The organism is Kribbella polygonati, assembly GCF_050320105.1.
Classification (GTDB): Bacteria; Actinomycetota; Actinomycetes; order Propionibacteriales; family Kribbellaceae; genus Kribbella.
This window is the reverse complement of record NZ_CP190129.1, coordinates 8,318,275-8,337,618: the sequence shown is the minus strand read 5'-3', so window position 1 is coordinate 8,337,618 and position 19,344 is coordinate 8,318,275. Positions and strand designations below refer to the sequence as shown.

19 protein-coding genes are annotated in these 19,344 nt (G+C 68.6%); 12 read left to right on the top strand and 7 right to left on the bottom strand.

The features are described from left to right. The first annotated feature begins 6 nt into the window (after positions 1–6). Entirely contained in the window at positions 7–1,581 is a 1,575-nt protein-coding gene (locus ACQHIV_RS40220) for a glucoamylase family protein (RefSeq protein WP_427889718.1), read from the top strand. Continuing rightward, positions 1,582–3,381 carry a GH39 family glycosyl hydrolase gene (locus ACQHIV_RS40215; protein WP_427889716.1) on the top strand — a complete coding sequence of 600 codons (1,800 nt, stop codon included), beginning with the start codon at positions 1,582–1,584 and terminating at the stop codon, positions 3,379–3,381. Here ACQHIV_RS40215 and ACQHIV_RS40210 read toward each other — a convergent pair. Beyond that, complete coding sequence (locus ACQHIV_RS40210; RefSeq protein ID WP_427889714.1) at positions 3,287–4,048, bottom strand: FadR/GntR family transcriptional regulator; 762 nt, start codon at positions 4,046–4,048, stop codon at positions 3,287–3,289. The two genes, ACQHIV_RS40215 and ACQHIV_RS40210, sit on opposite strands and share 95 nt — an antisense overlap. 179 nt (positions 4,049–4,227) lie before the next feature. Here ACQHIV_RS40210 and ACQHIV_RS40205 point away from each other — a divergent pair, with 179 nt between their 5' ends. The 5 genes from ACQHIV_RS40205 (at position 4,228) to ACQHIV_RS40185 (ending at position 8,939) form a co-directional block, all read left to right on the top strand. Beyond that, positions 4,228–5,496, top strand: coding sequence for an ABC transporter substrate-binding protein (locus tag ACQHIV_RS40205; protein ID WP_427889712.1), 1,269 nt, complete (start codon positions 4,228–4,230; stop codon positions 5,494–5,496). Between the two features lie 2 nt (positions 5,497–5,498). After that, positions 5,499–6,428, top strand: coding sequence for a carbohydrate ABC transporter permease (locus ACQHIV_RS40200; protein ID WP_427889710.1), 930 nt, complete (start codon positions 5,499–5,501; stop codon positions 6,426–6,428). Beyond that, positions 6,418–7,248 carry a carbohydrate ABC transporter permease gene (locus ACQHIV_RS40195; protein ID WP_427889708.1) on the top strand — a complete coding sequence of 277 codons (831 nt, stop codon included), beginning with the start codon at positions 6,418–6,420 and terminating at the stop codon, positions 7,246–7,248. The genes ACQHIV_RS40200 and ACQHIV_RS40195 overlap by 11 nt, the downstream gene beginning before the upstream one ends. A 21-nt stretch (positions 7,249–7,269) precedes the next feature. Next, complete coding sequence (locus ACQHIV_RS40190; RefSeq protein WP_427889706.1) at positions 7,270–8,568, top strand: alpha-L-fucosidase; 1,299 nt, start codon at positions 7,270–7,272, stop codon at positions 8,566–8,568. Positions 8,569–8,648: 80 nt separating this feature from the next. Then, the gene (locus tag ACQHIV_RS40185) at positions 8,649–8,939 is read left to right on the top strand and encodes an antibiotic biosynthesis monooxygenase (protein WP_427889704.1); all 291 of its coding nucleotides are present in this window, start codon (positions 8,649–8,651) and stop codon (positions 8,937–8,939) included. 23 nt (positions 8,940–8,962) lie between these two features. Here the strand turns inward: ACQHIV_RS40185 and ACQHIV_RS40180 are convergent, their stop codons facing one another. Then, positions 8,963–9,469: a MaoC family dehydratase gene (locus ACQHIV_RS40180; protein WP_427889702.1), complete on the bottom strand. Its 507-nt coding sequence runs from the start codon at positions 9,467–9,469 to the stop codon at positions 8,963–8,965. 90 nt (positions 9,470–9,559) lie between these two features. Further along, positions 9,560–10,090, bottom strand: a complete 531-nt coding sequence (locus ACQHIV_RS40175; protein WP_427889700.1) for a general stress protein — start codon at positions 10,088–10,090, stop codon at positions 9,560–9,562. 76 nt (positions 10,091–10,166) lie between these two features. Here ACQHIV_RS40175 and ACQHIV_RS40170 point away from each other — a divergent pair, with 76 nt between their 5' ends. Then, positions 10,167–11,273: a magnesium and cobalt transport protein CorA gene (locus tag ACQHIV_RS40170; RefSeq protein ID WP_427889698.1), complete on the top strand. Its 1,107-nt coding sequence runs from the start codon at positions 10,167–10,169 to the stop codon at positions 11,271–11,273. Positions 11,274–11,477: 204 nt separating this feature from the next. Then, on the top strand, positions 11,478–12,500 hold the full coding sequence (locus ACQHIV_RS40165; protein WP_427889696.1) for an ArsR/SmtB family transcription factor: 1,023 nt from the start codon (positions 11,478–11,480) through the stop codon (positions 12,498–12,500). 92 nt (positions 12,501–12,592) lie between these two features. Here the strand turns inward: ACQHIV_RS40165 and ACQHIV_RS40160 are convergent, their stop codons facing one another. Beyond that, positions 12,593–13,783, bottom strand: coding sequence for an acyl-CoA dehydrogenase family protein (locus ACQHIV_RS40160; RefSeq protein WP_427889694.1), 1,191 nt, complete (start codon positions 13,781–13,783; stop codon positions 12,593–12,595). Between the two features lie 90 nt (positions 13,784–13,873). Further along, complete coding sequence (locus ACQHIV_RS40155) at positions 13,874–15,310, bottom strand: serine/threonine-protein kinase (protein ID WP_427889692.1); 1,437 nt, start codon at positions 15,308–15,310, stop codon at positions 13,874–13,876. A gap of 119 nt (positions 15,311–15,429) precedes the next feature. On the opposite strand from ACQHIV_RS40155, the gene ACQHIV_RS40150 reads away from it, so the two are divergent. Beyond that, positions 15,430–16,080 carry a peptidylprolyl isomerase gene (locus ACQHIV_RS40150; RefSeq protein ID WP_427889691.1) on the top strand — a complete coding sequence of 217 codons (651 nt, stop codon included), beginning with the start codon at positions 15,430–15,432 and terminating at the stop codon, positions 16,078–16,080. A gap of 40 nt (positions 16,081–16,120) precedes the next feature. After that, positions 16,121–16,720 (top strand): VOC family protein, encoded by a 600-nt coding sequence (locus ACQHIV_RS40145; protein ID WP_427889689.1) that lies wholly within the window; start codon positions 16,121–16,123, stop codon positions 16,718–16,720. Here the strand turns inward: ACQHIV_RS40145 and ACQHIV_RS40140 are convergent. Further along, the gene (locus ACQHIV_RS40140; RefSeq protein WP_427889687.1) at positions 16,717–17,679 is read right to left on the bottom strand and encodes an HpcH/HpaI aldolase/citrate lyase family protein; all 963 of its coding nucleotides are present in this window, start codon (positions 17,677–17,679) and stop codon (positions 16,717–16,719) included. The two genes, ACQHIV_RS40145 and ACQHIV_RS40140, sit on opposite strands and share 4 nt — an antisense overlap. A 127-nt stretch (positions 17,680–17,806) precedes the next feature. Between ACQHIV_RS40140 and ACQHIV_RS40135 the strand changes: the two genes are divergently transcribed. Beyond that, positions 17,807–18,313, top strand: coding sequence for a hypothetical protein (locus ACQHIV_RS40135; RefSeq protein ID WP_427889686.1), 507 nt, complete (start codon positions 17,807–17,809; stop codon positions 18,311–18,313). Positions 18,314–18,329: 16 nt separating this feature from the next. Here ACQHIV_RS40135 and ACQHIV_RS40130 read toward each other — a convergent pair whose 3' ends face one another. Beyond that, positions 18,330–19,298, bottom strand: a complete 969-nt coding sequence (locus tag ACQHIV_RS40130; RefSeq protein ID WP_427889684.1) for a helix-turn-helix domain-containing protein — start codon at positions 19,296–19,298, stop codon at positions 18,330–18,332. Positions 19,299–19,344 lie beyond the last annotated feature (46 nt).

Sequence of the window (19,344 nt, the reverse complement as noted above, 5' to 3'; positions counted from 1 at the left end):
TTTCAGATGACCGCCATCATCAGTCGCCGTACATTGCTCGCCGCTACCGGAGGGCTCGCACTTGCGGGGGTCGGATCACCCGCTTTCGGAGGAGCGCCCGCGCCGGCCCAGCAACTGAAAGGCGGGTGGGTTCCCAGCCCGTCCGACCGGGCTCTGGTTGGGCGGTGGGCTCGGGATACGTGGCGCAGCATCGTTGCGATGACGGACGAGCGGACCGGGCTGCCTGCTGACAACATCGGGGACTCCGTCACGAGCCCGGTGCGGAGCAACTACACCTCCCCCACCAACATCGGCGGCTACCTGTGGAGCACGGTCGTCGCCAGGCATCTCGGGATCATCTCGCCGCAGGAGTCGCTGCGGCGGATCACCCAGACGCTCACGACGATGCGCGACGCCGTCCACCACGTGCCGAGCGGCATGTACTTCAACTGGTACGACGAGGCGACCGGCGAGGTGCGGTACGTCGACCCCGACGGCACCCGGCCGATCACGCCGTTCGTGTCCAGCGTCGACAACGCGTGGTTCGCCTGCGCGCTGATGGTGGTCCGGAACGCCGAACCGCGCGCCCGGGCCCTCGCGGACCTGCTCCTCAACCGGATGAACTTCAAGTACTACTACAACCCCGCGGCCCGCCCCGGCGGTCTCATGCGGGGCGGGTTCTTCGAGACCCCGCCTCCGGACGAGGCGACCGACAAGGGCAACCACGCAGGCACCGGCCCGGACGTGTACTACCGCAAGTTCCACTACGACACGTGCAACACCGAGGCCCGGATCGCCGGGTACGTCGGGTTCGCGCTCAACCAGGTCCCGCACACGCAGTACTTCGCGACCTACCGCACCTTCCCCGACACGTGCGACTGGTCGTGGGTGGAGCAGAAGCCGAAGGGCGTGCACCGGACGTACCTCGGCCTGGACGTCTTCGAGGGCACGTACGAGTACCGCGGGATGCGGCTGGTGCCGTCCTGGGGCGGCGACATGTTCGAGTCGCTGATGCCGGACCTGTTCGTCCCGGAGGCGACCTGGGCGCCGCGCAGCTGGGGCGTCAACCACCCGCTGACGGTCCGCGCGCAGATCGAGCACGGCCTGTACGACGCGAAGTACGGCTACTGGGGCTTCTCCCCCGCGTCGAACCCGAAGGGCGGGTACTCGGTGTACGGCGTCGAGCCGATCGGGATGGACCCGGGCGGCTACCCGTCCGACCTCGAGGGCACGAACTACGACGCGGGCTTCGAGGGCTGCCGCGAGGGCACCAACCCGAACCCGACGTACGGCGACGGCGTGGTCACCCCGCACGCGGCGTTCCTCGCGATGGCGTACGCGCCGGAGCAGGCGATCGAGAACCTGAGCAAGATCGAGAACACGCTGCACGCGTACGGCGCCGGCGGGTTCTACGACTCGGTCGCGACCAAGTCGGGGCTGATCGCGAAACGGTACCTGTCGCTCGACCAGGCGATGGTGATGGGTGCGATCGGCAACGTCTTCGGCAACGACCTGATCCGGCGGAACTTCGCCAGCCGGACGGTCGAGCAGCGGATCCGGCCGCTGATCGCCATGGAGCAGTTCGAATCGGGAGTTCTGTAGATGCACGATGAGGCCAAGATCGACTGGGACCAGCGGATCGCGCTCCGCAGTGACGAGGAGCGCGAGTTCGCCTTCCCGGACCTCGATCCGCCGAAGGAGGTCAGGGCGGTCGGCGGCGTCGGCCAGGTGACGATCGACTGGTCGCCGGTGGACGGCGCGGCCGGCTACCTGATCCTCCGCGGAGCCGGCGCGCACGGTCCGCTGGAACCGGTCGATCATCACAGCGGCGACGTCCTCTCGGTGCCGTCGCCGCCGTACGTCGACACCACGTGCACCCCGGGTACGCCGTACCGCTACGCGGTGGCGAGCGTGCCCGAGGTGACGACCCACGGGCGCCCGAGCCAGCCCGTCGGCGCCGTACCGCTGGTGGCCGGAAGCATCGCCCCGACCACCGGCGTGACGGTCGACGCGGTTGCCGAAGGCACCGAGCTGCGGCGCCCGTGGGCACCGATGATCGGCAGCGAACGCCTCAGTCAACTGCTCTGCGAAGACCTGACCGGCGGTCACGAGATCGGGGTCGAGCTCGAGGACGCGTTGCGACGGATGCACGACGAGCTCGGTGTGCGGACCGTGCGCGCGCACGCGATCTTCCACGACGACACGCACGTGATCGATGGCGACGCCTACGATTTCTCGGTCGTCGACCAGATCTACGACAAGCTGCTGGCGATCGGACTGCGCCCGGTGGTCGAGCTCGGGTTCATGCCCCGCGAGCTGGCGAGCGATCCGTCCAAGACGGTCTTCGCGTACGGCGCGATCATCTCGCCGCCGGCGTCGTACGACCGCTGGCACGACATCGTCCGGGCCCTCGTCCTGCACCTCGTCGACCGGTACGGGCTGGAAGAGGTGCTGACCTGGGACTTCGAGGTGTGGAACGAGGCCAACCTCGAGGTGTTCTGGTCCGGCACGAAGGCCGAATACCTGCACCTGTACGACGTGTCCGCGGCCGCCGTGAAGTCCGTGGACCAGCGTCTACAGGTCGGCGGACCGTCGTCGGCCGCGGCCGGGTGGGTCGACGACCTGCTGGCACACGCGGCAGCACACGGCACTCCCGTGGACTTCGTGTCGACGCACACCTACGGTAGCCCGCCGCTCGACGTACGGGCGTCGCTCGAGCGGCACGGGTTCCCGGACGCGCGGGTGCTGTGGACCGAGTGGGGCGTGACTCCGACGCACTTCAACCCGGTCAACGACTCGGTGTTCTCCGGGATCTTCCTGCTCCGCGGCATGCGCTCGGCGTCCGGCCGGATCGACGCGCTCTCGTACTGGGTCGCCTCCGACCACTTCGAGGAGCTCGGCCGGCCGCCGCGGTTGCTGCACGGCGGGTTCGGCCTGCAGACCGTCGGCGGCCTGCGCAAACCGCGGTACCACGCGCTGACCCTGCTCAGCCGCCTCGGCCCGGTCGAACTCCCGGTGACGTACGACGGTGACGGCGGCGGCAGCCTGGTCGAGGCGTGGGCGTCCCGCGACCGCGACCGGATCGCCGTACTGGTCTGGAACCTGACGCTCGATCAGACCAAGGCCGACGGTGACCCCGCTCTGACCAGGACGGTCCGTGTCCAGCTGCCCGGCGCGGACCAGTCCTGGCAGCTCAGCACCACCACGCTCGCGATCGGCACGGCGGACCTGGCCACCGCGGCCGCGGGACTGGCCGACTGGCCGACGGACGCGGAGCTGGCCGACCTGGCCGAGCGCACCAAACTGGTCACAACCGCCGCCGAATGGAACGGATCGGCGGTGGAGCTGACGCTGCCGATGCCCTCCGCGGTACTGCTGGAGCTTCGTCCGGCTCGGGACTGACCATCTCGTTCAGCCAGCGTTCGACGCCCGCGATGTGCACGGTCGCCCAGGCCCGGGCGACCTCCGGCTCGCGGGCGGCGATCGCGTCCAGGATCGAGCGGTGCTCCGCCAGCGAGCGGTGCACCGCTCCGGTCTGGGTCAGCCCGCGCCAGATCCGGGCGCGGTAGGTCGGTTGCCGCAGGCTCTCGATGATCGAGGCCAGCGTCCGGTTGCCGCTGCCGATCGCGAGCAGCCGGTGGAACTCGACGTCGCAGGCCAGCTGGTCGTCCGCCGACGGGTCCTCGCCGAGGTCGTCGAGCAGCGCGCGCATCGCGGCCACGTCGGCGTCCGGCATCCGCAGCGCGGCCCGGGCGGCCGCGGCCGGCTCGAGGATCCGGCGTACCTCGAAGAACTCCAGCACCGAGGCGTCCTGCTGCAGGTCCAGGACGAACGCCATCGTCTCCATCAGCAGTGCCGGGTCCAGGCTGGTCACGTAGGTGCCGTCGCCCTGGCGGACCTCGAGGACCCGGATCAGCGCCAGCGCCTTGACCGCCTCGCGGAGCGAGTTCCGGGACAGGCCGAGCCGTGCGGCCAGGTCCGCCTCCCGCGGCAGCCGGTCGCCGGGCTGCAGCTCGCCGCTCACGATCATCTGCTTGATCGCCTCGATCGCGGTGTCGGTGACCGCCACAGCACCCCTCCCAACCGCCTGATAGATCCGATGTATTTGGACCATACATCGGACGTCTAGGTGATCCGCTAGAGTCTGAATCCTTCATTTTCATTCTGAAATAAGGGAGCGAGCTGTTGACTCTCCCGAACAATGCAACATATTGATCGGATGACTCACAGCTTTCCTTGGAGGTCAGGATGAGAGCAACACCAGCGCGGGCACGCCGCTGGCTGACCGCGGCCGGCGCTGTGCTGGCCCTGACCGCCGTGGCCGCCTGCGGTGGCGGGAACGGCGGCAGCAGCGGGTCCGGGTCGGCCGACAAGGCCGATCTGACCTGGCAGTTCTGGATCGGCGGTACGGCGGACCAGGCGGCCTGGCAGAAGGTCGCCGACCAGGCGCACACCGACCACTCCGGCATCACCGTCAAGCTCCAGGGCACGGACTGGAACAACTACTGGTCCAAGATCGGCACCCTGCTGGCCAGCGGCAAGGCGCCGTGCATCATCGGCATGCAGTCGCTGCGGCTGGCGTCGTACGCGAACGCGATGCTGCCGCTGGACGACCTGATGAAGAAGTACGGCCTGAAGACCGAGGACTTCGACAAGCCGATCATGGACGGCCTCAAGTCGGACGGGAAGCAGGTCGCGATCCCGTACGACTCCGGCCCGATGGTGATCTTTTACAACAAGGACCTGTTCAAGGCCGCCGGCGTACCGGACCCGAAGCCCGGGTGGACGATGGCCGACTTCGAGTCCGCCGCGAAGAAGCTCACGACCGGGGGCCGGACCGGCCTGGTGACGTCGCCCGGAGATCTCGGTGTGACTTCCTGGGTACGGACGCTGACCGGTGCGGAGCCGCTCGCCGACGGCAAGCTCAACCTCACCGACCAGAAGTTCGTCGACGGGTTCACGACGTACGCGAACTTCGTCCGGACCGACAAGATCGCGCCGCAGGTGCCGTCCGGCAACGGCGACTTCGAGACCACCCAGTTCACCTCGGGCAAGTCCGCGATGCAGCTGAACGGCCCGTGGTCGCTGATCGACACCCTCGGCAAGGTCAAGTTCAACCTCGGGATCGCGCCGATCCCGGCCGGGCCCGACGGCTCGAAGACCTTCACGGCCGGCTCCGGGTTCGGGATCTCCCGGTCCTGCAAGACGCCGGACGCCGCGTTCCAGGCGATCATGTCGATGACCAGCGAGGGCCCGCTCACCACGCTGGCCTCGGCGGGCCGCGCGTACCCGGCCCGGACCGCCGCGCACCCGGCCTGGTTCACCGCCGCGAAGATCCCGGAGGCCAAGGAGGTCATCGAGTACGCGTCGCAGAACTCGGTCCCGCTGGTCACCTCGAAGAACTGGGTCCAGGTCAACGACCTGCTCACCCGGTTCGGCACCCAGGCGCTGAACGGTGAGATCCCGCCGGACCAGGCGCTGAAGACCATCCAGGACCAGGCGGGCGCTGGGTCCTGATGGTGACCGTTCAGGAATCCGTCGCCCCGGCCGAGAAGGTTCGGCCGGGGCGCCGGCCCGCGCTGCGGCGGGACGGGCGCTACGCCTCGGTGTTCCTCGCCCCCAGCCTGGGCGGGCTGGCACTGTTCACGTTGTTCCCGACCGCGATGGCGCTCGCGATCAGCCTGTTCGACTGGCCGGTGTTCGGCGAGCGGAAGTTCCTCGGGTTCGGCAACTACTCGCACCTGCTGGGCGACCCGGTGTTCCGCCGCGTCGTACTGAACACCGCGCTGTTCGTGGTGCTGTACGTGCCGCTGAACGTGGTCGTCTCGCTCGGGCTGGCCACCTGGCTGGGCCCGAAGATCAAGGGCCGGCAGGCGTTCCGGGTGCTGTTCTTCATCCCGGTGATGACGCCGATGGTCGCGAACGTGATGGTCTGGCGGCTGCTGTTCCAGCCCGGCGGGCTGCTCGACGCGGGCCTCGGCAGCTGGTTCGGGATCCACGCGCCGAACTTCCTCGGCTCCTCGAACTGGGCGATGCCGGCGATCGTCGCGATGTCGATCTGGCAGGGGTTCGGGTACAACTTCCTGGTCTTCTCCGCCGCCATCGACCAGGTGCCGCAGTCCCAGCTGGAGTCCGCGCAGATCGACGGCGCCGGCCCGTTCCAGCGGTTCCGGTACGTGACCTGGCCGATGATCACGCCGTCGCTGTTCTTCGCCACCACGATGACGCTGATCACGTCGTTCCAGGTGTTCGCGCAGCCGTTCATCCTGACCCAGGGCGGGCCGGGCGTGTCCACCCAGACGATCGTCATGTACGTCTACAACCAGGGCTGGCAGTTCCTCAGCATGGGGCTCGCCTCGGCGGCCGGGTGGGTGCTGTTCGTGATCATCATGGGCATCACCGCGATCCAGTTCGTCGGCCAGCGGAAGTGGGTCAACTATGACGTCTGAGAATGTCCGCCGGGTGGTCTCGCACGTACTGCTGGTCGCGGTCGCGATCGTCTTCCTCGGCCCGCTGGTGTACGCCGTCTCGACGTCGCTGAAGCCCGCGGACGAGGTGTTCACGCCGACACCGCACCTGTTCGGGTCGCAGATCCGCTGGCAGAACTACGCCGACGCGTTCACGTTCGCGCCGTTCGGCAGGTACTTCCTGAACAGCCTGTTCGTCGCGGTCACCGGGACGCTGGTGGTGGTGTGCGCGTCGAGCATGTCGGCGTACGCCTTCGCGCGGCTGAAATTCAGGGGCCGGGAGCAACTGTTCGTGCTGTTCCTCGGTACGCTGATGGTGCCGCAGGAGGTGCTGATCGTGCCGATGTACTGGCTGATGCAGTCGCTCGGCTGGGTGGACAGCTACTGGGCGCTGATCCTGCCGTGGGCGTTCACGGCGTTCGGCACGTTCCTGCTGCGGCAGTTCTTCCTGACCGTCCCGGCCGAGATCGAGGAAGCGGCCCGGGTGGACGGCTGTGGCCCGTTCCGGTCCTTCCTGCGGATCATGCTGCCGCTCGCGCGGCCGGCCATCGCCGTACTGACCGTCTTCACGTTCATCAGCTTCTGGGGCAGTTTCCTGTGGCCACTGATCATCATCAACAGCGTCGAGGACAAGGGCACCGTCCCGCTCGGCCTGGCGCAGTTCGTCGGTCAGCAGGGCACCCAGTGGAACCTGATGATGGCCGCGTCGGTGATGGCAATGGTGCCCACCGTGCTGCTCGTCGTCCTGCTGCAGAAACACCTGGTCCGCGGCCTGCTCGTCACCGGTCTGGGCGGCCGCTAAATCACTTCAAGGAGAATGTTGATGACTGATACGCCTCCGGCAGCTTCTGTCGAGAAGTTCCGCGACTGGCGGTTCGGCCTGTTCGTCCACTGGGGGCTGTACGCGCTGCCGGCCCGGCACGAGTGGGTGAAGAACCGCGAGCGGCTCACCGACGAGGACTACCAGCCGTACTTCGATCACTTCGAGCCGGACCTGTACGACCCGCGCAAGTGGGCGAAGGCGGCGCGTGAGGCCGGGATGAAGTACGCCGTACTCACGACCAAGCACCACGAGGGCTTCTGTCTGTGGGACTCGCAGGTGTCGGACTACACCGTCGCGAAGACCGCCTGGGGCAAGGACCTGGTCGGGCCGTTCGTGGAGGCGTGCCGGGCCGAGGGACTCGGGGTCGGGTTCTACCACTCGCTGATCGACTGGCACCACCCGGAGTTCCCGATCGACCTGGTGCACCCGCAGCGTGACGACGAGGAGGCGATCGCGAAGGCGGCCGGGCGGGACATCGAGGTCTACGCGGAGTACCTGCACGCGCAGACCCGGGAGCTGCTGACGAACTACGGGCCGATCGACATCATGTGGTTCGACTTCTCGTACCCGGGCCGGACGTACGACGACGGCCGCGACGGGCACGGGAAGGGCCGCGACGACTGGCAGTCGGAGAAGCTGATGGCGATGGTCCGGGAACTGCAGCCGGGCATCCTGATCAACGACCGGCTGGACATCCCGGGCGACTTCGTCACGCCGGAGCAGTACCAGCCGGACGGGCCGATGCAGCGGGACGGCGTACCGGTGCTGTGGGAGGCGTGCCAGACGCTGAACGGCAGCTGGGGGTACGACCGGGACAACCTGGACTGGAAGTCACCCGAGACGCTGGTGAAGATGCTCGTCGACTCGGTCTCCAAGGACGGCAACCTGCTGCTGAACGTCGGCCCGACCGGCCGCGGCGAGTTCGACCCGCGGGCGCTGGCGACGCTGTCGTCGATCGGCGAGTGGATGCGGCTGCACGAACGGTCGATCCGCGGCGCGCGCCCCGCCGACGGGTACGTCGCCCCGGTCGACTGCCGGTTCACCCAGAAGGGCAACCGGTTGTACCTGCACCTGTTCTCCTGGCCGATGGGCCACATCCACCTGCAGGGCCTGGCCGGCAAGGTCAAGTACGCCCAGCTCCTGAACGACGCCTCGGAGATCAAACGCATCGTCAGCGACCCTCACCAGCAGGCCCAGAACACCACCATGGGCGGAGTCTCCACCGAGACCCTCACCCTCAAACTCCCGATCCAGACGCCGAACGTCCTCGTCCCGGTGATCGAGCTGTTCCTCAGCTGACCTTACGTCTCCCTGACCTGGCGCCCGGTCCCGTTCCCTGCCGCGGGATCGGGCGTCATGCTGGCAACGAAGGGGGAACGATGATGATCCTTACCGAGGTGAGCGCCACGGTCGAGCCCGATCGGGTCCCGGAACTGCTCGAAGGCTTCCGCAAGCTCGCCCACGAACCGAGGCCGGACGGGTTGCTGCAGTCGCGGCTCCTCCAGCAGGACGACACCCACTGGCGGATCCAGACCCTGTGGCGGGACCGGGCCGCGCTCGACACGATGCGCACCGGACCCAAGCCACCCGCCGCCCCCGCCCTACTCGCCGCGGTCGGCGGATCCCCAACCCTGACAATCCTCACCGTCCACGAAGAACTCCACGACTGACCACGAGGCCGTTGACGGATGGGTCAGCTGTCGAGCGGGGTCGGGCGGCCTGGCTGTTCTCCGCCGCGGGCTTCCAGGTAGTTGTTCTTGGGGACCATGACCTTGCGGCGGAAGAGGCAGACGACGGTGCCGTCCTGTTTGTAGCCCTTGGTTTCGACGTACACGACGCCGCGGTCGTCCTTGGACTTGGACTCCCACTTGTCCAGCACGACCGTCTCGCCGTAGATCGTGTCGCCGTGGAAGGTGGGCGCGACGTGCCGCAGCGACTCGATCTCCAGGTTCGCGATCGCCTTGCCGCTCACGTCCGGGACCGACATCCCGAGCAGGATCGAGTAGATGTAGTTGCCCACCACAACGTTCTTGCCGAACTGGGTGGTCTCCCCGGCGTAGTTCGCGTCCAGGTGCAGTGGATGGTGGTTCATCGTCAGCAGGCAGAACAGGTGGTCGTCGTACTCCGTCACCGTCTTGCCCGGCCAGTGCTTGTAGACCGCACCGACCTCGAACTCCTCGTAGCTCCGCCCGAACTGCATCCCGGTTCCTCCTCAGCTCCTGGATTCCCCATGCTGCCGGGTCCGGGCACTCCGGACCGTGGTCTGGCTCTCACCACGAGGAGAGATAGGTCACGGCAGGTCCTGCTGCGGGTGCGGCTGCTGCGGCAGCAGCGGGTGCACCTCACCCTTGAGCGCCAGCTTCGCCAGGTGGTTGCGCGCCTCCTCGGCGAACTTGAAGTCGCAGAGTACGTCGTACGTCGTCGCCACCACGGCCGTCCGCGAGGTGAAGTCCCGTCGGCCGGCCGACTGCGCGTAGCTCAGCCCGCCGAACACCAGCCCGAAGAAGGCGCCCAGCACCACGCCGGTGATCACCGCGGCGATCCAGTTGTTGGTGGTGAACAGCCCCAGCAGCAGCCCCACGAACAACCCGAACCAGGCACCGCTGGCGACACCGGCGGTCAGCGCCTTGCCCCAGGTGAGCCGGCCGGTGATCTTCTCGACCTGGCGCAGGTTGTTGCCGACGATGGTCGTGTGCTCGACCGGGAACTTCTCGTCCGAGAGGTAGTCGACTGCTCGCTGCGCCTCCCGGTAGGTGTCGTAGGTCCCGATCGTCAGACCGGTCGGCCTGGGGTCCATCGAGGGCATGCCCTGCGCGGTCATCGTCGTTCCTCTCCACGTGCTTGCACCCCCATCATTGCCGACGGCTGGTTACCACGTCTTGATAGCCTCGCCGTTGATGGCCGGGCGACGATGGGACATGGGCGCGACACGCCGTGTGGGACGAGTGTTCGCCCGCCGTGGCGGCGCTGCCGGGCGCCCGTCGGACGAGGTGGTCCGCGGCAAGCTCGAGGGCGCCCTGGTCGACTGGGGGCTGTACCGCGACGGCGTCCGCGACCACCGGGTCGACTCGTACACCGAGGCACTCGACCGGGCGCGCCGCGGCCAGGGGTTCGTCTGGATCGGCCTGTTCCAGCCGACCGACCACCAACTGGCGATCGTCGGCGCCGAGTTCGGGCTGCACCCGCTGGCGCTGGAGGACGCCTCCGAGGCGCACCAGCGGCCCAAGCTCGAGCGGTACGGCGACACGCTGTTCGCGGTGTTCAAGACCGTCACGTACGTCCCGCACCGGGACCTGACCGCGACCAGCGAAGTGGTGGCCACCGGTGAGGTGATGGTGTTCTGCGGCCCGGGCTTCGTGGTCACGGTCCGCCACGGCGAGCACAGCGAGTTGACCGGACTGCGGCAGGACCTGGAGAAGGAGCAGCACCGGCTGGCCACCGGCCCCGGCGCGGTACTGCACGCGATCGCGGACCATGTCGTCGACCGGTACCTGGAGGTCGCGGACGCCGTACAGGCCGATATCGACCTGATCGAGACCGACATGTTCACGCCGCGCGGCTGGCGGAACATCGACCGGGTGTACCAGCTGAAGCGCGAGGTGCTGGAGCTCAAGCGGGCGGTCGCGCCGCTGACCGGGCCGATGCGCGCGCTGGCGACCGTTCGGCATCCGCTGATCACCGACGAGACCAGGAACTACTTCCGCGACGTCGACGACCACCTGCAGCGGGTCAAGGAGCAGGTGATCTCGTTCGACGAGCTGCTCAGCTCGATCCTGCAGGCCGGGCTGGCCCAGGTCCAGGTGGCCGAGAACGAGGACATGCGCCGGATCTCCGCCTGGGTCGCGATCCTCGCCGTACCGACGATGATCGCCGGGATCTACGGGATGAACTTCGACTACATGCCGGAGTTGCGCCTCAAGTACGCGTACTTCGTGGTGCTTGGCGTGATGGTCTGCGCTTGTTTCACCCTTTACCGACTGTTCAAGCGGAACCACTGGCTTTGAACCTCCGGCGCCGCTCGGTGCGTTGAGGTGAGGTGGCAACCTTTTGCCATGGCCAGGAGTACTACCTGATTGGATTGTTCAAACAGTTGTCGCCCACTCCCCTGCCTTGATTGAATTCCGGGGTCGCGTTCGGTCAGGAGACGATTACTTTCCGCGATCGGCGCCGGGGGACGTGGTGACAACGAGGAACGGGAGGGGACTGCGATGCTGCGAATCCATTTCACGCCGCGCGACCTGACCCGGGTCACGGTGGCCACCAGGCCGGCACCGCTCTGGGAGGTGCTGCTGAGCCTGCACATGCTCCAGCACTCGGAAGGCCGGCTGATCTTCGAGGACTGGCGCCGGCACGTGCGTACGACGGTCGGCCCGGACCAGATGCGGCTGCTGCTCGAACTGACCCCGGCCCACGGGTACTCGCCGGACTTCCTGACCCCGGCCGAGGCCGCGCCGGACTTCGACACCGCGCTGGAGCAGACGCTGGCGACCCCGCGGCACCAGGTCCGCAGTCAGCTCGACCTGCTGCAGAAGTGGCGCCCGGCGTCGCCGTGGACCCGGGAGCTCGCGCACGGGGACCGGACGTCGATGCAGAAGCTCGGCCGGGCGATCCGGACGTACCACGACGTGGCGATCCGGCCGTACTGGAAGTCGATCGGCACCCATGTGTCCGCCGACCACGCGCACCGCGGCGAGACGCTCGCGCGGCACGGCGTCCACCGGTTGCTGTCGTCGCTGCACCCGCGGGTCCGGTGGGTCGCGCCGGTGCTGCAGGTGCTGGACATGAACGACCGCGATCTGTATCTCGATGGCAGGGGAATCGAGTTGCAGCCCTCGGCGTTCTGCTGGCAGGTACCGACGAAGCTGCGGGACCCGGACCTCAAACCGATCCTGGTCTACCCGATCCAGCACGCGCCCGGCATCCTGCGGCAGGCGTCGACGGAGGCTGCGCCGTCGAGCGACCCGCTGGGATCCCTGCTCGGGTCGACCCGGGCCGCCGCGCTGGAAGCGACCGTCAGCGGCTGTACGACGACCGAACTCGCCAAACGCTGCAAGATCTCGCCGGCCGCGGCCAGCCACCAGGCGACCGTACTGCGGGAGGCCGGGCTGATCACCACCCGCCGCTCCGGCGCCTCGGTCCGGCACGAGATCACCCAACTCGGCATCTGGCTGCTCTCCGGCCACGGCTCCGGCCGCGTCCCGGCTCCCATCCCCGGTCGGGCGCCCGCCTAGCCCGCCCCCCTTGAGCCCTGCCCCAATGCGCGCTGGGCCGACCGGCACCGCCCCGCCCGTCGACCCAGCGCGCCGGGCAGCTCAGAGCTTGGTCAGAGCTTGTAGTCCTCGAGCAGCCGGCGCCCGATGATCATCCGCTGGATGTCCGCGGTGCCCTCGCCGATCAGGAGCATCGGGGCCTCGCGGTAGAGGCGTTCGATCTCGTACTCCTTCGAGAAGCCGTAGCCGCCGTGGATCCGGAACGAGTCCTCGACGACCTGGGCGCAGTACTCGCTGGCCAGGTACTTCGCGACGCCGGCCTCGAAGTCGTTGCGGGAGCCGCTGTCCTTCTTCCGCGCGGCTTTCACCATCAGTTCGTGCGCGGCCTCGACCTTGACCGCCATGTCGGCGAGCCGGAACAGCACGGCCTGGTGGTCGGCGATCTTCTTGCCGAACGTCTCGCGCTGCTGGGCGTACGAGATCCCCAGCTCGAACGCCCGTCGCGCCACGCCACAGCCGCGGGCCGCGACGTTCACCCGGCCGACCTCGACGCCGTCCATCATCTGGTAGAAGCCCTTGCCCGGAACGCCGCCGAGGATCTGGCCGGCGTCGATCCGGTACCCGTCGAACACCAGCTCGGTGGTGTCGACGCCCTTGTAGCCCATCTTCTCGATCTTGCCCGGCACCGTGAGGCCCTTGTCGACCTCGCCGAACCCGGGCTCCTTCTCGACCAGGAACGTGGTCATGTTCTTGTAGACCGATTCCTGCCCCTCGTCGGTCTTGACGAGTACGGCGACCAGGGTCGACGAGCCGCCGTTCGTCAGCCACATCTTCTGGCCGTTGATCACGTAGTCGTCGCCGTCGCGCACGGCCTTGGTCTTGATCGCGGAGACGTCGGACCCGCAGCCCGGCTCGGACATCGAGAACGCGCCCCGGACCTCGCCGGTCGCCATCCGCGGCAGGTACTTCTGCTTCTGCTCGTCGGTCCCGTGCTGGAGCAGCATGTACGCGACGATGAAGTGTGTGTTGATGATGCCGGAGACGCTCATCCAGCCGCGGGCGATCTCCTCCACGCAGAGGGCGTAGGTCAGCAGCGACTCGCCGAGCCCGCCGTACTCCTCGGGGATCATCAGGCCGAACAGGCCGAGCTCCTTGAGGCCCTCGACGATCTCGGTCGGGTACTCGTCGCGGTGCTCGAGCTCGGTGGCGACCGGGAGGATCTCCGCCTCGACGAAGGCCCGGACCGTCTTCAGGATCTCCTCCTGGATGTCGGTCAGCCCGTCGGTCTGCTGCAACCTGCTCATCTGCGCCTCCTTGGCCTGCGTACCAGTGAGTATCGTGGTACCAGCCTGACACCCGCTGTGACACCGGCCACCCGTGGGAGGTCGCGTGGCTCACTCGTTGTTGTCGCCGCCGTTCGGGCGGGGCAGCGACTTCCCGACCGTCTGGAACAGCGTGGCGATCTGCTGGGTGGCCTGCCAGCGGTGGTGCTGCTGGGCTTCGATCAGGCGCTGCCTGGCCTCGTAGAAGTGCTGTGCGGCCGCCTGCAGGTTGCCCTGGTCCACAGCCTGCGCCGCCTCGTCCAGCTGGCGCGCGGCCTCACGTGGAGCCTTGCTGTTCTTCCCCTGCTGCTGCGTGGCACGCACTTGTGCGGCCAGCGTCCGCAGCCGCTGCACCAGGACAGCCTGCGGGTTCTGCGTGGGCGTCTTGGTAGGCGTGGTCTTTGTAGGCGTCGGTGTGGGCTTCGGTGTGGTGCTCTTTGTCGTCTTGGGCGCGACCGTGGCCTTCTGAACCGGCGCAGACGGCGTACCGCCGGCCTGTGCTGTCGGCGGATCGTTCGACACGCCTGAACGGAGCAACAGCGCTCCAACCAGGGCAGCCACCACGAAGCCTGCAGCTATACCCACCTTTACTAGCGGGAACCCGCGGCTGGGCGCCGCCCGGTGCGCGCGGGTCTCGTCGTCTTGCCACTTCCCTACTCCCACGACCTCAGCCGCGGCTGGCGGTGCGTAGGCGAGCACCTGGGTCTGGTTGGCCGGTGCGAGCAACGCGGTGACATCAGCGGCCGAGGCGGGCCTGTCTGCCGGGTTCTTCGCCAGCAGGTGCGTGACCAGTCCGGCCAGCTCAGCCGGTACGTCGGTACGCGTCACAGGCGGAGGTGGTGCCTCCAGGTGCTGGCGCATCACCACGTCCGCGGTCGGCCCGGTGAACGGCGGCGTACCCGTCAGGAGCTCGTGCAGGACACAGCCGAACGAGTACCAGTCGCTGGCCGGCGTCGCGGGCTCGCCACGGACCTGCTCCGGCGACACGTACGACGCCGTACCGAGCAGGACGCCAAGGGCGGTCGTCTCGTTGCCGGCGCGCTTCGCGATGCCGAAGTCGGTCATCTTGAGCGTGCCGTCGGGCGCCAGCAGCAGGTTGCCCGGTTTCACGTCGCGGTGCACGATGCCGGCCTCATGGGCGGCGTCGAGCGCACGGGCACCCTGGACGGCGATCTTCTCGACCAGGGTCGCGGGCGGGAGTCCCGACGTACGCATCAGCTTGGCCAGGTCCGGGCCCTGGACGAGCTCCAGGACCAGGAACACGTGGTCGCCCTCGGCGCCGACGTCGTACGTCGCCACGACATTCGGGTGGGTCAATCGAGCGGCTGATTGAGCCTCGGCCCGGAACCGCTCGACGGCGTCCATCGGGTCGCCGTCGAGGCTGCGCAGCAGTTTCACCGCCACCTGCCGGTCGAGGACGGTGTCCTCGGCCTGCCACACCTCGCCCGCACCGCCCCTGCCCAGCAGGGTCAGCAACCGGTACCGACCTGCCAGTACCTCGCCGTTCACGCATTCACCTTCCGCAGTGGACCGCATCACCTTAGGCGGCGAACCGCCGGATGATCGAGTCCGCGGCGAAAAGCTTCAGAAACCTCTGCGGACAGCGATCGGAGTACTACGGTGGGTGGATGAAGCTACCCGCCCTGCTCGCGGCCGCACTGGTCGCGACCACCCTGACGACCACCACCGCCTCCGCCGCGCCGGACCGGCACCCGCGGCCCGTGGTGAAGTGCGAGTTCACCCCGACGCCGGACAACCCGGCCGCGAAGCCGGTCCGGATCCCGTCCGCGAACGCCCGCGCGAAGGGCACCGTGGATGTGTACTTCGTGACGAACTACGGGCCGTTCGTGGTCCGGATGGACCGCGCGAACGCACCGTGCGGCGTCCACAACTTCGTCCACCTGGTGCAGAGCCGCTTCTACGACGCCACGCAGTGCTTCCGGCTGACGAACTCGGCCCGCCTGGGCGTCCTGCAGTGCGGCGACATCTACCGCCAGGAGGAAGGCGGCCCCGGCTACAAGTTCCCCGACGAGGTCACCGGCCAGGAGACCTACGACCGCGGCACCGTTGCCTACGGCAACCAGGGCCCGGGAACGAACGGCTCCGAGTTCTTCGTCGTCCACTCGTTCGCGCACATCGCCCCGAACTACACCGTCCTCGGCCACGTCGTCGCCGGCATGTCCACCTTCGACCGCATGGTCGCCGCCGGCATCGCCGACCCCGATCAGGACGGCCCACCCGCGAAGCCGATCCGGATCTTCAAGGTGTGGACGCGCTAGGGGGAGGGTAATTCCGCGGCCGCGCAGCTACCTTGACGGTGTGGGCAAGCGTGGCCGGCCGCGGCATCCCGACGTACTCACCCCCGCCGAATGGCGGGTGGTCGACATGGTGCGGCACGGGATGTCGAACCGGACGATCGCGCAGCGCCGCGGGGTCAGCGTGGACGCGGTCAAGTTCCACGTCGCGAACGCCTTGCTGAAGCTCGGCCTGGATCGCCGGGCCGAGCTGCGGACCTGGCGCGGCGTGCCCTTCGACAGCGCACTGCGAGCACAGGGAGGCACGGAGATGGTGCAGCTAGGAGCGATCGGCCAGATCGCCAGGCCGGTCAGCGACATCGGCCGGGCGGTGGAGTTCTACCGCGACGTCCTCGGACTGCCGCACCTGTACACCTTCGGCGATCTCGCGTTCTTCGACTGCGGTGGGACCCGGTTGTTCCTCAGCGTCGGCGAGGGCGCGGCGTCGACGCTGTACTTCCGCGTCGACGACATCAACACGGCGTACGACGAGCTCCGGGAGCGCGGCGTGGTGTTCGAGAACGCGCCGCACCTGATCCACAAGCACGACGACGGGGTCGAGGAATGGATGGCGTTCTTCCCCGACCCCGACGGTCAGCTGCTGGCGATCATGTCCCAGGTCTAGGGCGTCCAGACGTTTGTGCGGGTGAAGCCGGCGGCGCGGCCCTTGGCGGAGATGACGAGGGCCATCTTGCGGCTGGCCTCGTCGATCATCTCGTCGCCGAGCATCACCGCGCCGCGGGCGCCGCCGGCGGCGGAGGTGTAGTGGTCGTAGGCGTCGAGGATGTTCTCGGCATGGTCGTAGTCCTCCTGGCGCGGGGAGTAGACCTCGTTGGCGGCGGCGATCTGGTCGGGGTGCAGGACCCACTTGCCGTCGAAGCCGAGGGCGGCGGAGCGGCCGGCCACCCGGCGGAAGCCGTCGACGTCCTTGATCTGCAGGTACGGGCCGTCGATCGCCTGCTTGCCGTGGGCGCGGGCCGCCATCAGGATCTGCATCAGGATGTAGTGGTAGGCGTCGCCGACGTCGTACCCGGGCGGCTGCTCGCCGACCACCAGCGACTTCATGTTGATCGACGCCATGAAGTCCGCCGGGCCGAAGATGATCGTCTCGACCCGCGCCGAGGCGGTCGCGATCGCGTTCACGTTGGTGAGGCCGAGCGCGTTCTCGATCTGCGCCTCGATGCCGATCCGGCCGGGCTCGTACCCGTGCACCTTCTCCAGCTGGGTGAGCAGCAGGTCGAGCGCGACCACCTGCTCGGGCGTCTGCACCTTCGGCAGCATGATGCAGTCGAGGTTCGGGCCGGCGCCGCCGACGACCTCGATCACGTCGGCGTACGTCCACTCGGTGGTCCAGTCGTTCACCCGGACGACGCGCAGCTTGTTCCCCCAGCCGCCTTCGTTGAGCGCGGCGACGATGTTCTTCCGGGCGTCCGGTTTGGCCAGCGGTGCGACCGAGTCCTCGAGGTCCAGGAAGACCTGGTCCGCGTCCAGCCCCTTCGCCTTCTCCAGGAACCGCGGGTTCGACCCCGGGGTGGCCAGACACGACCGCCGGCTGCGCAAACCCTTGTCCGTCACGTTGTCCACCACGGTCGACCTCCACTCGGTTACCCACCGGTCACCGGCAGCGTACGGCCTCCGCCGCCGCCGTCCCGGTGACCCGGCTCACTTCCTCTCCGAGTGTGTCCCGATTCACCGTGAAACACTGGGTCCTGTGAGCATCGAGGACATCGCCGGCGTGATGAAGAAGGCCGGCCTGGTGTGGCTGGCCTGGGACGGTCGCCGTGCGGTTCCGGCCTGGTTCGCGAACGTCGACGGGCAGTACGTCGTACTCGCCGACTCGGCGGACGGCGCCGAGCAGCCGCTCCCCGGACTCGCAACGGCCGGCTCCGTCACGGTCGTCGTACCGGCCAAGCCCGCCATGAACCGCCTGGCGAGCTGGACGGCGACCGTACGGCGCCTGGAGCCCGGCAGCGACGAGTGGACGGCAGCCGCGCAGGTATTACGTACCGAGCGGCTCAACGCAGCCGACCTTGACACCCAACTGGAGCGCTGGCGCACCCAGGCCGACGTGCTGGTCCTCGAGCCGACCGGTGACTTCACCGGCGTGGCCGACGACTCTCCCAGGGCCGAAGCGCCGGCCCCGACCCGAGCCACCACCCGCGGCAAGCCGCCGACAACACTGCACCGGCCGATCCGCCGCCGCCCCAAGCTCAGCTAGTTGCCCGCAGCAATCGTCACAGCCAGCCGCGGTCGCGGGCATGCCAGCCCAGCTGCAGACGGGAACGTGAGTGGGTCTGTTCCATCAGCTGCTGGACCCGTCTGGCGACCGTACGGCGGCTGATGCCCAGGCGGGCGCCAGCCGCGTCATCTGTGAGCCCTGCGACCAGCAACGAGAGAAGATGCCTGTCCTCCGCGGACATCGCCTCCTCCGGCTCCAGGCTGTCCGAGTCGGTGACGCTCAGCGGGCTCGCCCTGTTCCACACGGTCTCGAAGAGAGCGACCAGGGCGTCCAGCAGGCTGCAGGCATGCACCAGTAGCGCCGCGTCCTGTGCAGGAGTGGCCCAGTCGAGCGGTAGCAGCGCCAGCTCGCGGTCAGCGATCGCCAGCTTGGTCGGCAGCATGTCCGCGATCCGCGCCTGCTCCCCCGCCCGGACATGGCTGACCGCGCTCGCGGCCAGCACCGCGTCGGCGAGCGCGGAGTTGTCGTAGACCACCCGGTACGTCACACCGGCGACCTGCCGGTCCAGCTGCGTCCGGTTCACCTCGGCCGTCGCGACGTACGGCGGGGCGACCAGCTCGCGCATCTCGGCCCGGGCCGTCCGCTGCACCCGGTCGAACGCCAGCGCGACCGCGGACTCGCCGGTGACGATCTCGATCAGCTCCTCGGTCCGCCGGGCACCGCCCTGCCGGGTCGCCTCGGCTGCCAGCCGGTACGCCGACTTCCGGATCCGCTCGAACTCCTCCTCCTGCCGCCGGATCAGCTGCTCCACGGCCAGCTCCGGCGGCACCGCGACGATCAGCTCGCCCGGTGCCGGCGTACGGTGCACGAACCCTTCGGCCAGCAGTACGTCGATCGCCCGCAGGACGTCCGGCAGCGGCCGCCCGAGCCGCCGGCACAGGTCCGCGGGCGCCGCGGCACCCCGGCGGACCAGCTCCAGATACGCGGTCTCCTCGTCCACACCCAGCCCGGTGGTCGCCGGCATCCGCACCCCACTTCGTTGTCGCCCGAGGGTCAAAAGTCTACGAAGC

Excerpts from the sequence above, each read along its gene's own strand:
- ACQHIV_RS40190 (WP_427889706.1), top strand. The coding sequence starts at position 7,270 with ATGACTGATACGCCTCCGGCAGCTTCTGTCGAGAAGTTCCGCGACTGG.
- ACQHIV_RS40195 (WP_427889708.1), top strand. The coding sequence starts at position 6,418 with ATGACGTCTGAGAATGTCCGCCGGGTGGTCTCGCACGTACTGCTGGTC.
- ACQHIV_RS40170 (WP_427889698.1), top strand. The coding sequence starts at position 10,167 with ATGGCCGGGCGACGATGGGACATGGGCGCGACACGCCGTGTGGGACGA.
- ACQHIV_RS40215 (WP_427889716.1), top strand. The coding sequence starts at position 1,582 with ATGCACGATGAGGCCAAGATCGACTGGGACCAGCGGATCGCGCTCCGC.
- ACQHIV_RS40205 (WP_427889712.1), top strand. The coding sequence starts at position 4,228 with ATGAGAGCAACACCAGCGCGGGCACGCCGCTGGCTGACCGCGGCCGGC.
- ACQHIV_RS40220 (WP_427889718.1), top strand. The coding sequence starts at position 7 with ATGACCGCCATCATCAGTCGCCGTACATTGCTCGCCGCTACCGGAGGG.
- ACQHIV_RS40150 (WP_427889691.1), top strand. The coding sequence starts at position 15,430 with ATGAAGCTACCCGCCCTGCTCGCGGCCGCACTGGTCGCGACCACCCTG.
- ACQHIV_RS40185 (WP_427889704.1), top strand. The coding sequence starts at position 8,649 with ATGATGATCCTTACCGAGGTGAGCGCCACGGTCGAGCCCGATCGGGTC.
- ACQHIV_RS40175 (WP_427889700.1), bottom strand. The coding sequence starts at position 10,090 with ATGACCGCGCAGGGCATGCCCTCGATGGACCCCAGGCCGACCGGTCTG.
- ACQHIV_RS40160 (WP_427889694.1), bottom strand. The coding sequence starts at position 13,783 with ATGAGCAGGTTGCAGCAGACCGACGGGCTGACCGACATCCAGGAGGAG.
- ACQHIV_RS40130 (WP_427889684.1), bottom strand. The coding sequence starts at position 19,298 with ATGCCGGCGACCACCGGGCTGGGTGTGGACGAGGAGACCGCGTATCTG.
- ACQHIV_RS40180 (WP_427889702.1), bottom strand. The coding sequence starts at position 9,469 with ATGCAGTTCGGGCGGAGCTACGAGGAGTTCGAGGTCGGTGCGGTCTAC.
- ACQHIV_RS40165 (WP_427889696.1), top strand. The coding sequence starts at position 11,478 with ATGCTGCGAATCCATTTCACGCCGCGCGACCTGACCCGGGTCACGGTG.